The sequence below is a fragment of the Streptomyces sp. 8N616 genome (assembly GCF_052246385.1).
Classification (GTDB): Bacteria; Actinomycetota; Actinomycetes; order Streptomycetales; family Streptomycetaceae; genus Streptomyces.
In genome coordinates this window covers 64,333-78,877 of the sequence record NZ_JBQQBY010000005.1, presented here as the reverse complement: position 1 = coordinate 78,877, position 14,545 = coordinate 64,333, and the positions used below count along the sequence as shown (strand labels likewise).

Annotated in this window: 12 protein-coding genes and 1 pseudogene; 7 read left to right on the top strand and 6 right to left on the bottom strand. The window is 72.5% G+C overall.

Annotated features, from left to right (window positions below):
- Positions 1-13: 13 nt before the first annotated feature.
- Together ACTWQC_RS06170 and ACTWQC_RS06165 are read left to right on the top strand one after the other, a co-directional pair.
- Positions 14-613: a TetR/AcrR family transcriptional regulator gene (locus ACTWQC_RS06170; RefSeq protein WP_443314508.1), complete on the top strand. Its 600-nt coding sequence runs from the start codon at positions 14-16 to the stop codon at positions 611-613.
- 283 nt (positions 614-896) lie between these two features.
- Positions 897-1,063, top strand: a pseudogene (locus tag ACTWQC_RS06165) (response regulator); the annotation flags it as partial.
- A 63-nt stretch (positions 1,064-1,126) separates the two neighbouring features.
- Here the strand turns inward: ACTWQC_RS06165 and ACTWQC_RS06160 are convergent.
- Complete coding sequence (locus tag ACTWQC_RS06160) at positions 1,127-2,404, bottom strand: ABC transporter substrate-binding protein (RefSeq protein WP_443314507.1); 1,278 nt, start codon at positions 2,402-2,404, stop codon at positions 1,127-1,129.
- Positions 2,405-2,575: 171 nt separating this feature from the next.
- Here ACTWQC_RS06160 and ACTWQC_RS06155 point away from each other — a divergent pair, with 171 nt between their 5' ends.
- The 3 genes from ACTWQC_RS06155 to ACTWQC_RS06145 are packed head-to-tail and all read left to right on the top strand — an operon-like array spanning position 2,576 to position 6,188.
- Positions 2,576-3,076, top strand: a complete 501-nt coding sequence (locus ACTWQC_RS06155) for a PadR family transcriptional regulator (RefSeq protein WP_443314506.1) — start codon at positions 2,576-2,578, stop codon at positions 3,074-3,076.
- Complete coding sequence (locus ACTWQC_RS06150) at positions 3,073-3,858, top strand: ABC transporter ATP-binding protein (protein WP_443314505.1); 786 nt, start codon at positions 3,073-3,075, stop codon at positions 3,856-3,858. The genes ACTWQC_RS06155 and ACTWQC_RS06150 overlap by 4 nt, the downstream gene beginning before the upstream one ends.
- 5 nt (positions 3,859-3,863) lie before the next feature.
- Positions 3,864-6,188: an ABC transporter permease gene (locus ACTWQC_RS06145; protein ID WP_443314504.1), complete on the top strand. Its 2,325-nt coding sequence runs from the start codon at positions 3,864-3,866 to the stop codon at positions 6,186-6,188.
- 51 nt (positions 6,189-6,239) lie between these two features.
- Here the strand turns inward: ACTWQC_RS06145 and ACTWQC_RS06140 are convergent, their stop codons facing one another.
- The 3 genes from ACTWQC_RS06140 to ACTWQC_RS06130 form a co-directional block, all read right to left on the bottom strand.
- The gene (locus ACTWQC_RS06140) at positions 6,240-6,629 is read right to left on the bottom strand and encodes an ATP-binding protein (RefSeq protein ID WP_443314503.1); all 390 of its coding nucleotides are present in this window, start codon (positions 6,627-6,629) and stop codon (positions 6,240-6,242) included.
- A gap of 410 nt (positions 6,630-7,039) precedes the next feature.
- Positions 7,040-7,453, bottom strand: a complete 414-nt coding sequence (locus ACTWQC_RS06135; protein WP_443314502.1) for a RidA family protein — start codon at positions 7,451-7,453, stop codon at positions 7,040-7,042.
- Positions 7,450-8,709 (bottom strand): acyl-CoA dehydrogenase family protein, encoded by a 1,260-nt coding sequence (locus ACTWQC_RS06130; RefSeq protein ID WP_443314501.1) that lies wholly within the window; start codon positions 8,707-8,709, stop codon positions 7,450-7,452. Before ACTWQC_RS06130 ends, ACTWQC_RS06135 begins: the two co-directional genes overlap by 4 nt.
- A 132-nt stretch (positions 8,710-8,841) precedes the next feature.
- Between ACTWQC_RS06130 and ACTWQC_RS06125 the strand changes: the two genes are divergently transcribed.
- The gene (locus tag ACTWQC_RS06125; RefSeq protein ID WP_443314500.1) at positions 8,842-10,506 is read left to right on the top strand and encodes an AMP-binding protein; all 1,665 of its coding nucleotides are present in this window, start codon (positions 8,842-8,844) and stop codon (positions 10,504-10,506) included.
- A gap of 4 nt (positions 10,507-10,510) precedes the next feature.
- Positions 10,511-11,347 (top strand): PaaX family transcriptional regulator, encoded by an 837-nt coding sequence (locus ACTWQC_RS06120; protein ID WP_443314499.1) that lies wholly within the window; start codon positions 10,511-10,513, stop codon positions 11,345-11,347.
- A gap of 7 nt (positions 11,348-11,354) precedes the next feature.
- Here the strand turns inward: ACTWQC_RS06120 and ACTWQC_RS06115 are convergent, their stop codons facing one another.
- Together ACTWQC_RS06115 and ACTWQC_RS06110 are read right to left on the bottom strand one after the other, a co-directional pair.
- A complete protein-coding gene (locus ACTWQC_RS06115) occupies positions 11,355-13,637 on the bottom strand; it encodes a bifunctional salicylyl-CoA 5-hydroxylase/oxidoreductase (RefSeq protein WP_443314655.1) in 2,283 nt (760 codons plus the stop codon).
- Positions 13,638-13,669: 32 nt separating this feature from the next.
- Complete coding sequence (locus ACTWQC_RS06110) at positions 13,670-14,497, bottom strand: enoyl-CoA hydratase family protein (protein WP_443314498.1); 828 nt, start codon at positions 14,495-14,497, stop codon at positions 13,670-13,672.
- Between the last annotated feature and the right edge of the window lie 48 nt (positions 14,498-14,545).

Sequence of the window (14,545 nt, the reverse complement as noted above, 5' to 3'; positions counted from 1 at the left end):
AGGGATGCGCGGTATGCCGACAGGGGTGGCCATGCGCGACGCGCGCGAGCAGCTGTTCGACGCCGCCGAGCGCCTTCTGCTCCGGGACGGGCCGAGTGCGCTGACCAGCCGGGCGGTCACCACGGAGGCGGGCTGCGCCAAGGGGGTCCTGCACCGGCACTTCGCCGACTTCGACGCCTTCCTCGCCGAACTCGTACTGGACCGCATCGGCCGGATCGGCAACCAGTCCGCCGCCCTGCGCGAGTCCGCCGGGTCGGGCACCGTCGCCGGCAACCTCACCGGCGCGCTGATGGCCCTGTTCGGGTCGGTCGCGGTGGTGATCGTCGGCCTCGTCATCTCCCGGGATGAGCTGCGCGCTCGGCTGCGCCAGGCCGGGTCGGCCGGCGTCCCCGTCCTGACGGAAGCTACGGCCATGATCGCCTCCTACCTCACCGCAGAGCGCGAACTGGGCCGCATCGCGGCGGATGCCGACGTCGACACGCTCGCTCCCACGCTGATCGGGGCCGTGCACCTGCTGTTCGCCGACCGGGAAGGCACCCCGCCGGAGGCTGGAGCCGTCGGCAAGGTCGTGACCACGGTCATCGCAGGCGTTGGGCAAGAACCGCTCCTGTGAACCGCCCAGCAGCAAGCCCGCACCCCCGGGGATCAGGCGCCGCGTGCCGCTGGGTCAGGGCGAGCGAGACAGATCAACCAGTCCCCGTTACGGGGCTGTTCCGGACGGCAGCCGGTCGGGGGTACCGCTCGATGTGCCGTTTGCCGAGCAGGAAGAACGCCGCGGGTATCCTCCGTCCGCGGCGAGATCGTCTCGACCGTGGAACAGCCCCTCAGGACGAGAGCCAGGGATACGGCGGCGACCGGTACCAGCAGGGCGGCGGGTCGTGGCCGACGACCCGGCGATGGTGCGAAGCGGCTTTGTGAACCTGCTGTCGACGCAGGACGACATCGAGGTCGTCGGCGAGGCGGTGGACGGGCAGAAGCGGTCCGCGTCGCGGCCGAGCAGCGTGCGGACGTCGCGCTGCTCGACATCCGGATGCCGAAGATGAACGGCATCGAGGCCGCCCGCGCCTACGAGTTGCGTCTGGTGGTCCCCGGCGGTGCCGACTGACCGCCCGCGAAGTCCGGTCTTTCAGTCCTGGTGGACGATCGTCTCGAGCTCACGCGCCAGACGTTCGACGGCGTGCTCCGGTGTCTCCCGCTGCGCCATCGCGTCGTGCACGACCGCCTGGATGGCCAGGTTCACCTGCTCGTACCGTGGGCTCTTCGGGCGGGGTCTGGCCGCGAGCACGCTCTCCCGGAGGGTGGGCAGATACGGGAACTGGCGCACGAGCGCGGGATCGCCGTACAGATCGGCCCACACAGGTGGCAGCGCTCCCTCGGTCAGCACGCGGCGCTGGACCTTCTCGCTCGTCAGATAGCTCAGCAGATCCGCGGCCGACTCCTTGTGCCGCGAGTTCGCGTTGATCGCGAGATTCGAGCCTCCGAGGATGCCCGCGGCGGGCCCGTCCGGCCCGGGCAGCGGGACCACGCCGAACTTCCCCGCCACCTTCGAGTCCCCGCGGCTCGCCAGCCCGTGGACGTACGGCCAGTTGCGCAGGAAGAGCAACCGCCCGTCCTGGAAGGACTTCCGGGACTCCTCCTCCTTGTACGTAAGCGCCTTATCGGGGATCCATCCGTCCCGCACACCCCCGGCCAGGAAGGCCACGCCCTTCCGCGCGGCCGCGGAGTCCACGGTGACCCGGGCACCCTCGTCGGCGAGGACCGAGCCGCCGGCCGACTGCACGGCCTCGGCGGCGTTCACCGTCAGCCCCTCGTACGGAAGGAACTGCCCCGCGTAACCGTCGAGGCCGTACTTCGGCGCGACCGTCTTGGCCAGTCTCTCCAGCTCCGCCCAGGTGTGCGGTGGCTTCTCGCCCTCCCGGTCCAGGACGTCCTTGCGGTAGTACAGCAGGCCCGCGTTCGTCACATAGGGCAGCGCGTGCAACCGCCCGCCGAAGGTGGCGGTGTCCACCACCGGCGGCAGGAAGCGCTTCGTCGGGAAGCGATCGGCGTTCAGCGGGGAGAGCCAGCCCGCGGCGGCGAATTCGGATGTCCAGGCCACATCGATGTTGAGGACGTCATAGCGGTCGCTGCCGGACCGCAGGCTCGTGGACATCTGTGCGCGAACCTCGTCCGCGGCCTCCGGCAGCTCGACCAGCGTCACCTTCTCGGCCGGCCGCGCCCGGTTCCAGTCGTCGAGGACACTGCGCAGATAGCCGGTGATGTCCCCGCCCGTCACCAGAGTCAGCTGACCGCGGCCATCGGAGTCATGCGTTTCTCCCCCGGTCGAGGAACACGCGACCGACGACCCCGCGAAGATCAGCGCAGCTGCCAGGAGCCCCCGGCCGGCGGCACACGTCCACCGCATAGGTCCCTCGGTCCCTCCTGGCACAGCGGTGCCGGTGATTCGCCCGGCGTGAGCACCTGTATACCCGTTATGCATGCGGGATACTGGATGTCGCGGATGTCCACGGGCGGTCCGGCGCACAGCCCGAAACACCCACCGCACGAGAACGTCTGTCGGGAAGGAGGCGGCACTGTGCGTCTGCCCCTCCTGGCGCTTCTCTCGAAGGGCCCCGCCCATGGATACGAGCTCAAGCAGACCCTTGAGAGCCTCCTTGGTGCAGCGTACCCCCAGCCGAACATCGGACAGATCTACGTCACCCTCGGTAGGCTGGAGAAGACCGGGCTGATCGAGGGACAGGACGTCGCCCAGTCGGCCCGGCCGAACAAGCGCATCTACCAGCTGACCCCTGCGGGGCGTGAAGCGGTGGCCGCATGGTTCGAGGAGCCGAGCGACGAACCGCGGGTACGGGACGAGTTCTTCATGAAACTCGCCCTCACACCGGACTCGGGTGACCAGATCGCTCTGATCAACAAGCAGCGCCGGCACTATCTCAACACCATGCGTGACCTGTCGAAGCTGGCCGCGACCGAGGACCGGGACAACCAGGTCGCGCAGCTGCTGATCGAGGGCGCGATGCTGCATCTGCAGGCGGACCTCGACTGGTTGGAGCGTTGTCAGGAGGAGCTGGAATGAGCCGTGAGGCCCCCGCCGCAGCCGGCGGAACCACGGCTGCCGATACCGGACCCATCGTGCGGGCAGAAGGCCTGGTCAAGACCCACCAGGCCGACGGCAGCCCCGTCAAGGCCGTACGCGGTGTCGACCTGAACGTCGAGCGCGGTGAGTTCCTCGCCATCACCGGACCATCGGGGGCCGGCAAGTCCACCCTGCTCCACCTGCTCGGGGGGCTCGACCGGCCGGACAGCGGCCGGATCTGGCTCGGGGGCCACGAGGTCGACTCCTACAGCGAGGCCCGCTGGGCCGTGCTGCGGCGGCGCAGCATCGGCATCGTCTTCCAGTTCTTCAATCTGATCTCGACCCTGACCGTGGCCGACAATGTCGAGCTGCCCGCGCTGCTCACCGGGACCTCGCCCCGGCAGGCCAGGGAGAGCCGTGCCGAGCTCCTCGCCGACCTCGGTCTGGAGGGCAAGGAGCACAGCATGCCGGGCGAGCTCTCCGGTGGTGAGCAGCAGCGGGTGGCGCTCGCCCGCGCACTGGTCAACCACCCCGCCCTGCTGCTCGCGGACGAACCCGCGGGAAGCCTCGACAGCAAGGGCACCCGGGAAGTGCTGCGGCTGCTCTCCCGCTTCCACCAGCGCGGCCAGACCATCGTGCTGGTGACCCATGACGCCCGGATGGCCAGCGCCGCGGACCGGGTGATCAACCTGTTCGACGGCCGGATCGTGGACGAGGCCACGCTCGGCGAGGGGACCCGGCGAGCCGGTGGCGTGTCCGGCACGATCGAGCTGAAGGGCTGAGCAGGATGAGGGCCACGGTGCGCTGGGTGCGCGCCGACCTTCGGGTGCAGCGCGGCGAAGCGCTGTTCCTCGTCCTCGCGACGGCCGGGATCATCGTCTCTCTTCTGCTCGCCGGAGCGTTCCTCGCCTATGCGGCGAACCCCTGGCAGCGGGTCTTCACCCAGTCCTCCGGCGCCCATGTGTGGATCCACACCACGACGACCGCTGACGCCGGGGCGCTGACCGGGCTCGACGGCGTCGCGGCCGCGGCCGGGCCGTTCCGTACGGCAGCGGCCACCGCCGAGCTCGGGGGGAGCAGCACCGGGGGAGGCAACGCGACACTGGAGCTGCGCGCCACCGCGCCCCAGCCGCCCGACGTGGCCCGGCCGCTCGTCGCCTCCGGTCACTGGCTCACCCGTGACGCCCGGAACGGCATCGTGCTGGAGAGCTCGGTCGCCCGGGCGCTGTGGGCCGAGCCCGGCGACTCCCTGAACGTCCGCGGCTCCGGCGGAACCGTCAGCTCCCTGCGCGTCGCAGGCATCGCCGACACCGCGGAACCGCGCTATCGAGCGGGGGAGACTCCCGGCGTGGGATGGGTACTGCCGGAGACCCTCCGCCAGGTCGCGCCCGACCGCGAGCGCCAGGGCCAGACCATCGGGCTGCGGCTCGACGATCCCGAGGACACCGACTTCGCCGTCCAGCGGGCGGTCACCGAGCTCGGCGCCGACCAGGTCACCGAGGTCTCCACCTGGCAGCAGGCCCGGGCCGACGCCGAGGGCGGCGACCGCCTCCTCGGGCTGCTGCTCGGGGTGTTCGGGCTCGGGGCGCTGCTGGCCGCCGCCCTGGCCGTGGCAGGCGCCATCAGCACGCGGATCCGAGGTCATCTGCGGGACATCTCGGTGCTGAAGGCCATCGGCTTCACTCCCGGGCACCTCGTCCGGATGTACCTGGTGGAGCACCTCGCCCTCGCGCTGGTCGGCGTCGCCTTCGGGGCGGTCCTCACCGAGGTGCTCGGCCCGCGTCTGCCCGGCCGGGTGGGCGAGGCCATGGACCTGTGGCAGGCGCTTCCCGAGCACGCCTGGGTGCCGGCGGCCATCTCGGCGGGCGCGCTGCTTCTCATCGCCGCGATGACGGGGGCGGCCGCCTGGCGGGCCGGGCGTGTTCCGCCGGTGCCCGTCGCCCGGGCCGCGACCCCGGTCAGCCGCCGGATATCCGGAACCGTACGGCGCGCTCTCGGTCTGCACCTGCCTCCCGCTCTGGTGCTCGGCTGGCGCGGCGCCTTCAACCGCTCGGCGCGCTCCATAGCCGCCGTCGGCCGGCTGGCCGTCCCCCTGCTGCTGATCACCGTGGCCCTCGGCGCCTGGACCACCCTCGACGGCTTCGAGCACCGGCCGCAGAAGGTGGGGCTCTCCGCCGCCCTCACCGCGCGGGGCGACGGTCTCGACGAGGCGTCCATGCGTCGCCTGCTGACCGATCACCCCGAGGTGGCGGCGGCCTATCCGGGTTCCGAGGTCGCGGCCCTGGTCCCGGGACAGACCGGAACCATCAGGCTTCGGGGCCTCGGCACGGAGAGCGACCCGTATCCGTTCGTCGCCGCCGAGGGACATGCGCCGCGCGGCCCGGACGAGGCAGTGGCAGGCCAGGGGCTGCTCGATCTGCTCGATGCCGAGGTCGGCGACTGGGTCCGCATGACGGTGCAGGGAAGCCCCCAGGTCCTGCACATCGTGGGGCGCAGCATCGAGCCGGAGGACGGCGGCCGGGTGATCTCCACATCCCTGGACACCCTGCGCGAGCGCGACGCCTCGCTGCGGCCCGACTTCTATCAGCTGGTGCTCGATGACGACGCCGACCCCGGCGCGGTGCGGGGCGATCTGGCCGGGACCGCGGACGGCCGGCTCGACATACGCGAGATCGGCAATCCGTCCGACGCGCTCTCGTCGGTGCGTGGCGTGATCGTCGGGCTGATCTTCGTGCTCGCGCTGATCGGTCTCGCGGAGCTGTCGACGACCATCGCCGCAGGTGTACGGGACCGACGCCGCGACCTTCTCGCCCTCAAGGCGATCGGGCTCACTCCACGCCAGATCATGGCCGTGATCGTGGCCGGCACCGGCTTCATCGCTCTGGGCGCCAGCGTGGTGGGAATGGCCGCCGGAGTCCTGGCCTCGGACTGGCTGATCGATCTCCAGGGCCGCTCCAGCGGCATCGGCTCGGGTATCGCTCAGCAGCCCTCGCCCGCGCTTCTGCTCACGATCACCGCGGCTGCGGTGGCCGGGGCGGTCGCCGTTTCGGTGCTGCCCGCCGCTCGAGCCGTACGGCAGCGCCTCGCGGACACCTTGAGCGACTCGCTGTGACCGGAAGCAGTCTGTGAGGCAACCCGTCCCCTGGGTGAGAGCTGGGAACTGCTAAGCCGCGGTACTGCCTGCCGGAGCGACGCGCAGACCCGCCCGGCTCCGCCAGCCGTCCCGTTCGGCGCGGAAGTCGGTCCAGCTGGCCAGGTGATCGACGATGCCCAGACCGCGGCCGTGCTCGTCCTCGGCCTCGCTGCCATGCGCGCGTGGGGGGCGACCCGATGGGCCGGTGTCCACGACGTCGATGCACAGATCCCGGTCGGTCAAGGACAGGCTCACGGTCATGTCGGTGCCGCCGTGTCGCGCCGCGTTGCCCGCCAGTTCGCCGACGATGAGGACCACGCAGTCCCGGTCCTGCTCGGTCAGCCCCCAGCAGGACAGGTGGGCAGCGGCGAAGCGGCGCACCATACGAACCTGGCGTTCCTCGGCCAGGAGGGCGATCACCGCGCGGTGGGACGCCGCTTCCCGGGGCCCGTACCGGGCCGAAGGCAGAGCCGTGGCGCGCCTGAGGCCGGGACGGTGTCCGCGCGATGCGATGGGGGAGCTGGTCGGTGCCGGAGCCATGAGGTGCCTCGCTGATCTCGGCAGCAGCCCGGAGCGAAGGGTCGACTCCGGTGATGCTCCGAGTCGCCGTGCCGGGTGGTACGTGTCACGAGCGCCCGCTTCAGAACTCCCGTGACGTTGTCCGACGGGATAGCGTTGGTGCATCCCGCGGCCCTGTTGTGCATACATGTTATGTATCGCCCACATGACGCGTCAACGGGTAGGGGAGAAAAATGCGCGCCTGGACGTGAATATGGCGTTTCCTGCGACGTTGCACGGGTCGGTTGCTACCGCACACGTAGGTAGTGGCGTCAGGGCAGGACCGCGATGCCGTCCAGCTCCACCATCGCCTGCTCGTCCCAGAGCCTGACCGCGCCGATCACCGCCATCGCCGGGTAGTCGCGGCCCGACAGACGGCGCCAGATACGGCCGAGTTCGGCGGCGTGCGTACGGTAAGCGGCGACGTCCGTGGCGTAGACGGTGACGCGGGCCAGCTGCTCCGGTGCTCCGCCCGCCGCGGCCAGGGCGGTGAGGAGGTTGGTGAGCGCGGTCTCGAACTGCGCGGGGAGGGTGTCTCCTGTGACCTTGCCGTCCCCGTCGAGGGCCGTCTGGCCGGCGAGGAAGACCAGCCGGCCGCCGGTGGCCGTCACGGCGTGGCTGAAACCCCTCGGCGGGGACAGCTCGGGCGGGTTGACGCGCCCCAGGTGCCGCGGTCGCTCGCTCACCGGTACAGCTCCTTCGCGATGATGGTCCGCTGGACCTCGGTCGCGCCCTCGTAGATCCGCGGGGCCCGCACCTCACGGTAGAGGTGTTCGAGCAGGTGCCCCTGCCGGAGCGCGCGGGCGCCGTGGATCTGGACGGCCGCGTCGACGACGTACTGCGCCGTCTCCGTGGCGAGCAGTTTCGCCATGGCCGAGCGCTTGGCGACGTCCGGGGCGCCGCTGTCGTACGCGGCCGCGGCGGCGAGGACGAGCAGCCGGGCGGCCTCGGTGCGGGTGGCCATCTCGGCCAGCTGGTGGGAGACGGACTGGAGGTCCTTCAACGGGCCGCCGAAGGCCGTACGGCGTGCGGCGTGCGCCAGGGCGGCGTCCAGCGCCGCCTGCGCCATGCCGACGGCGAAGGCACCGACGCTGGGCCGGAAGAGGTTGAGGGTCCGCATGGCGACGCCGAAACCCCGGCCGGGCTCGCCGAGCAGGTCGGCCGAGGTGACCGGGACGCCGTCGAAGCGCAGGGTGCCGATGGGGTGCGGGCTGAGCATGTCGAGGTGCTCGCCCGAGAGGCCGGGACGGTCGGCGGGGACGAGGAAGGCCGTGATGCCCCGGGACCCCGCCCCTCCGCCCGTACGCGCGAACACGGAGTAGAAGTCGGCCTCGGGGGCGTTGGAGATCCAGCACTTCTCGCCGCTGAGGCGCCAGCCGTGCCCGCCGTCGGGCTCGGCCGCCAGCGCGAGCGCCGCCGCGTCGGAGCCCGCGCCCGGCTCGCTCAGCGCGAAGGCGGCGACGGCCCGGCCCGCGGTGACCTCGGGGATCCAGCGTGCGCGCTGCTCCCGGCTGCCCGACTGGACCACCGGGTACGTGCCGAGGCCCTGGAGGGCGAGCGCCGTCTCCGCCTCCGTGCACTCGGTGGCCAGGGACTCGCGCAGCAGACAGAGGTCCAGTGCGGAGACCCGGCCCGGCCCGGACGCCCCCGGGCCCCCACCCGGACCGGCACTGGCCCCCGGGCCGACGCCCGTACCCCGACCGGCACTGGCCCCCGGGCCGACGCCCGTACCCGAAGCGGCGCCCGTACCCGGACCCGCGCCCGCGCCCGCGTCCGGGAAGATCCGCTCCAGGAGGCCGAGTTCGCCGAGCGCCGCGACCATCGGCCGGTTGACCCGGCCGGGCTCGCCCTTCTCCGCCAGCGGCCGCAGCCGCTCCGCCGCCAGCTCGCGCACCTGCGCGCACCACTCCAGCTGCTCCGCCTCCAGCGCGAATGCGGCCATCGACAGCACCTCCTTCTCGGCAGTCTTATCGCGATCTGTTGACTGTCGTCACCATCACGTTACGCTCGTGGGCAACCGCACGGCCTGAAACCACCCCATTCCAGGACCGGCGACCGAGGGGGCGCAACCGCCATGCAGCTCACGCCGCTCAAGCCGTCAGCCCACGAGGACACCTTCGCCCGCGACCATCTGCCGCCGCGCGAACAGTGGCCCGAGCTGCTCTTCGAGCTGCCGGGGCTGCGCTATCCGGACCGGCTCAACTGCGGTGCCGAACTGCTGAACCGCACGGTGGAGCGGTTCGGGCCCGGCCGGCCCGCGTTCGTCGACGGCTCGGGCGGCGTCTGGTCGTACGGCGAGCTGCGCGGCCGGGTCGACCGGATCGCGCACGTCCTCACCTCGGACCTCGGCGTGGTGCCCGGCAACCGGGTCCTGCTGCGCGGCCCCACCAGCCCCTGGCTCGCCGCCTGCTGGCTCGCGGTGATGAAGGCGGGAGCGGTGGCCGTCACGGTGCTCGCCTCGCAGCGGCCGCCGGAACTCGCGGGCATCTGCGAGATGGCCAGGGTCCGGCACGCGCTGTGCGACATCCGGTCGGTCGACGACCTGGTGAAGGCGGAGGTGTCCGGTCTGCGCATCGCCACCTACGGCGGGGACGGACCGGAGGATCTCACGTCCCGGTGCGCGGCCAAGCCCGATGTCTACCCGGCGGTCGCCACGTCCGCGGACGACGTGGCGCTGATCGCCTTCACCTCTGGAACCACGGGGCGCCCTAAGGGCTGCATGCACTTCCACCGCGATGTGCTGGCGATCGCCGACACCTTCTCGGAGCACGTGCTGCAGCCGCGCCCCGACGACCTGTTCGCGGGCAGCCCGCCGCTCGGCTTCACCTTCGGGCTCGGCGGCCTCGTGGTCTTCCCGATGCGGGCCGGAGCGGCCGCGCTGCTGCTGGAGCAGGCAGGACCGCGGCAGTTGCCTGCCGCGATCGGCCGGCACAAGGTGTCCGTGCTCTTCACCGCCCCCACGGCGTACCGGGCGATGCTCGAGCAGCTCGACTCGCACGACCTGGCGTCGCTGCGCCGCTGCGTCTCGGCCGGGGAAAACCTTCCTGCAGGCACCTGGACCGCCTGGCACGAGCGCACCGGTCTCCGGCTCATCAACGGCATCGGAGCGACCGAGCTGCTGCACATCTTCATCTCCGCAGCCGACGGCGCGATCCGGCCGGGCACGACCGGAGTTCCCGTGCCCGGCTTCCACGCGCGCGTGGTCGGGGACGACGGGCGGCCCGTACCGGACGGCGAGCCGGGGCTGCTGGCGGTCCGCGGGCCGACCGGCTGCCGCTATCTCGCGGACGAGCGGCAGCGCGAGTACGTCCGGGACGGCTGGAACATGACCGGCGACACGTATGTGCGGGAGCCGGACGGCTGGTTCCGCTACGTGGCCCGCGCCGACGACATGATCATTTCCGCCGGGTACAACATCGCGGGCCCCGAGGTCGAGGACGCCCTGCTGCGCCACCCCGAGGTACTGGAGGCGGCGGTGGTGGGGCGTCCCGACGAGCGGCGCGGGCAGATCGTGGTGGCGTATGCGGTGCTGCGCGACGGCGCGCGCCGGGACGAGCTCGCGGTCGCGGCCCTCCGGGATTTCGTCCGGGACCGGATCGCGCCGTACAAGTGCCCTCGCGAGATCGTCTTCCTCGACGCCCTGCCCCGTACCGCGACGGGCAAGCTGCAGCGCTTCCGGCTGCGCGGCCTGGAGACCGAGCGGACCGGGCGAGCCGGGACAGCAAGCGCTCTAGAGTGATCGCGTGGCAGAGCAGCACACTCCGCGGTCCCTGATCGTCACGTTCTTCGGCGCCCACGGGCGCGGGCGCGCAACCGAGGAGGGTCCGGACGGACCGGTGCCGATCGCGGCGCTGATCCGGCTCCTGGGCGCCGTGGACGTGGACCCGCCCTCGGTGCGCTCGGCGGTCTCCCGGCTGAAACGGCGCGGGCTGCTGCTCCCCGCCCGTACGGGGAGCGGCGCGGCCGGCTACGTGCTCTCCGGCAGCGCCCGGCAGCTTCTGGACGACGGAGACCGGCGCATCTACGGCCGGCAGCCCGTGCGCCTCGCCGACGGCTGGGTGCTGGCCGTCTTCTCGGTCCCCGAGCAGGAGCGGAACAAGCGCCATCTGCTGCGCTCCCGCCTGGCGCGGCTCGGGTTCGGCACGGCCGCGCCCGGCGTGTGGATCGCCCCGGCCCATCTGCTGGAGGAGACCCGGCACACCCTGGAGCGGCTCGGACTCGACGCGTACGTCGACCTGTTCACCGGACGGCACACCGGCTTCGAGCCGACGGCCCGCTCGGTGGCGCGCTGGTGGGACCTGGACGCGATCGCGAAGCTGCACCGCGCCTTCCTGGAGGAGCACGAGCCGATGCTGCGGCGCTGGGCGGGGCGGCGCACCGTGGACCGCGCGGAGGCGTACCGGGACCACCTGCTGATGCTGGACTCCTGGCGCCACGTGCCGTACGCGGACCCGGGGCTCCCGGCGGAACTGCTGCCCCGCGACTGGCCGGGCGGGCGCAGCGCGGAGGTGTTCGCGGCGCTGCACGCCCGACTGCGCGACGCGGGAGCCGCGTTCGCGGCGGAAGTGGTGTCGGGCTGAGCGGCCCTCACCTCTGTACGCCCCAGCCGAGGCTGAGCCTGGGCTTGGGCGCGTCTGTGCGGCCGGCCGGGGGCTTGCGGCTGCCCGCGCGGTACGGGAGCGGCCAGGGGGCACCGGGGCCGGTGTAATCCTGCTCGGCGGCCGCGTGCAGGGTCCAGTGCGGGTCGTAGAGGTGCGGACGGGCGAGGGCGCACAGGTCCGCGCGGCCCGCGAGCAGCAGCGAGTTGACGTCGTCCCAGGAGGAGATGGCGCCGACCGCGATGACCGGGACGCCGAGGGTGTTGCGGATCCGGTCGGCGTACGGCGTCTGGTACGAGCGCCCGTACTCCGGCCTTTCGTCGGGGACGACCTGCCCGGTGGACACATCGATGGCGTCCGCGCCGTGGGCGGTGAACGCGCCGGCGATCTCGACGGCCTCGTCCGCCGTGGTGCCTCCGTCGGCCCAGTCGGTGGCGGAGATCCGGACGGTCATGGGCCGGTCGTCCGGCCAGACCGACCGTACGGCGTCGAAGACTTCGAGCGGGTAGCGGAGCCGGGCGGCGAGGTCGCCGCCGTAGGCATCGGTGCGGTGGTTGGTCAGCGGTGACAGGAAGCTCGACAGGAGATAGCCGTGGGCGCAGTGGAGTTCGAGGAGATCGAATCCGGCGCGGGCCGCGCGGCCGGCGGACTGCGCGAACTCTTGGCGGATCCCGGCGAGTCCGGCCGCGTCGAGCACGTGCGGGACCTGGTTGACGCCCGGCCGGTACGGCAGCGGCGAGGGGGCCACCACCGGCCAGTTCCCGTGCGGCAGCGGCTGGTCGATGCCCTCCCACATCAGGCGGGTCGAGCCCTTGCGGCCCGCGTGGCCGAGCTGCACGCCGATCGCCGTGCCGGGCGACTGCGCGTGCACGAAGTCGGTGACGCGCCGCCACGCCGCTTCGTGGCCGGGTACGTACAGCCCGGCGCAGCCCGGGGTGATCCGCCCTTCCGGGCTCACGCACACCATCTCCGTCATCACCAGCCCGGCGCCGCCGAGCGCGCGTGCGCCGAGGTGGACGAGGTGGAAGTCGCCGGGGGTGCCGTCCTCGGCCGAATACATGTCCATCGGGGAGACGACGACGCGGTTGCGCAGGGTGAGGCCGCGCAGCCGGAAGGGGGTGAACATCGGGGGCGTGCCGGGCGGAACCCCCTCGTCGCGCTCCACGGCAGCGACGAATCCGGGGTCGCGCAGCCGCAGGTTGTCGTGCGTGATGCGGCGGCTGCGGGTGAGGAGGTTGAACGCGAACTGGCGGGGCGGCTGGCCGAGATACGTGCCGAGGTTCTCGAACCATTCGAGGCTGGCGCGGGCGGCGCGCTGCGTCGACTCGACGACGGGACGGCGCTCGGCCTCGTACGCGGCGAGTGCGGCGGGCAGATCGGGCTGCTCGTCCAGGCAGGCGGCCAGCGCGAGGGCGTCCTCGACGGCGAGCTTGGTGCCGGAGCCGATGGAGAAGTGGGCGGTGTGCGCCGCGTCGCCGAGCAGCACCGTACGGCCGTGCGACCAGCGCTCGTTGACGACGGTGCGGAAGGCGGTCCAGCTGGAGCTGTTTCCGCGCAGCGGGCGGACGCCGAGCGCGTCGGCGAAGATCTTCGCGCACCGCTCGGTCGACTCGGTCTCGTCGCACCGGTCCAGGCCCGCGCTCCGCCACACCTCCTCACGCATCTCGACGATGACGGTGCTGGCGCCGGCCGCATACGGATAGCCGTGCAACTGCATGACCCCGTGCTCGGTCTCGGCGATCTCGAAGCGGAAGGCGTCGAAGGCGAAGTCGGCGGCGAGCCAGATGTAGCGGCAGCGGTGGGTGGTGAGCCGGGTCCCGAAGGTGTCGCGGTGCGCTTCACGCGTCAGGCTGTGCACGCCGTCGGCGGCGACCACCAGGTCGTACGCGGCGGCGAGTCGGGCGGCGGACGGGGCCTCCGTACCGAAGCGCAGCTCCACGCCGAGCGAACGGCAGCGCTCGTGAAGGATCTCCAGCAGCCTGCGGCGGCCCAGGGCCGCGAAGCCGTGGCCGCCGGAGGTGAGCGTGCGCCCGCGGTACACGACGTCGATGGCGTCCCAGCGGACAAACTCGGCCTGCAGCGCGCGGTGGACGGCCGGGTCGGCGTGTTCGATGCCGCCCAGGGTCTCGTCGGAGAGGACGACGCCGAAGCCGAAGGTGTCGTCGGGCGCGTTGCGCTCCCAGACGGTGATCTCCCGGGCGGGGTCGAGCCGTTTGAGGAGCGCCGCCGCGTACAGCCCGCCGGGCCCGCCGCCGATGACGGCGACCCGCATCGGCCCGACAGCCGCTCCCCGCCCCGGCACCGCTACCTGCCCTGCCACGTGGGCGGCCGCTTCTCGCTGAACGCGGCGTGGAACTCGGCGTAGTCGGCGCTGTTCATCAGCAGCGCCTGCGTGGCCGCGTCCATTTCGACGGCGGCGGCCAGCGGCATGTCGAGCTCGGCGGTGAGCAGGGCCTTGGTCTGGGCGTGGGCGAGGGCCGGTCCTTCGGCGAGCCGCCGGGCGAGCGCGGCGGCCTCCGCACCGGCCTGGCCCTCCTCCGCGAGAGTGCTGATCAGGCCGATCCGCTCGGCCTCGGGGGCCCGCACCGGCTCGCCGAGCATCAGCAGCCGGGTCGCGTGCCCGAGGCCGACCACGCGCGGCAGCAGATAGGCCGCGCCCATGTCGCCGCCCGAAAGCCCCACTCTGGTGAAGAGGAACGCGAAGCGGGCTTCAGGGTCGGCGACCCGGAAGTCGGCGGCCAGGGCGAGGACGGCGCCCGCGCCCGCGGCGACTCCGTGCACCGCGGCGACCACGGGGAAGGGGCACTCGCGCAGCGCGCGGACGACCTGCCCGGTCATCCGGTTGAAGTCCAGCAGCTGCCCGGTGTCCATGGCCAGGGTGGCGCCGATGATCTCGTCGACGTCCCCGCCGGAGCAGAAGCCGCGGCCCTCGCCGCCGAGCACCAGCGCCCGTACGGAACCGTCCCTGGCGAGCTCGGCGAGCAGGTCGCGCAGGTCGGCGTAGGCGCCGAAGGTCAGGGCGTTGAGCTTCTCGGGGCGGGCGAGGGTGACGGTGGCGACCCCCTCGTCCCTGGTGAGCCGGAGATGCCGCCACTCCTCGGTCGTCCGGGCGGAACCGGTGAACGGGCTCATGGCGTAGGGCCTCCTTCAGCCGGACGGCTGGTGCCTGCCCTCCGAAGT

What these genes read in the sequence shown, in the direction of transcription:
- ACTWQC_RS06110 (WP_443314498.1), bottom strand. Translation starts at nt 14,497, where the DNA reads ATGAGCCCGTTCACCGGTTCCGCCCGGACGACCGAGGAGTGGCGGCAT.
- ACTWQC_RS06115 (WP_443314655.1), bottom strand. Translation starts at nt 13,637, where the DNA reads ATGCGGGTCGCCGTCATCGGCGGCGGGCCCGGCGGGCTGTACGCGGCG.
- ACTWQC_RS06170 (WP_443314508.1), top strand. Translation starts at nt 14, where the DNA reads ATGCCGACAGGGGTGGCCATGCGCGACGCGCGCGAGCAGCTGTTCGAC.
- ACTWQC_RS06150 (WP_443314505.1), top strand. Translation starts at nt 3,073, where the DNA reads ATGAGCCGTGAGGCCCCCGCCGCAGCCGGCGGAACCACGGCTGCCGAT.
- ACTWQC_RS06125 (WP_443314500.1), top strand. Translation starts at nt 8,842, where the DNA reads ATGCAGCTCACGCCGCTCAAGCCGTCAGCCCACGAGGACACCTTCGCC.
- ACTWQC_RS06145 (WP_443314504.1), top strand. Translation starts at nt 3,864, where the DNA reads ATGAGGGCCACGGTGCGCTGGGTGCGCGCCGACCTTCGGGTGCAGCGC.
- ACTWQC_RS06160 (WP_443314507.1), bottom strand. Translation starts at nt 2,404, where the DNA reads ATGCGGTGGACGTGTGCCGCCGGCCGGGGGCTCCTGGCAGCTGCGCTG.
- ACTWQC_RS06130 (WP_443314501.1), bottom strand. Translation starts at nt 8,709, where the DNA reads ATGGCCGCATTCGCGCTGGAGGCGGAGCAGCTGGAGTGGTGCGCGCAG.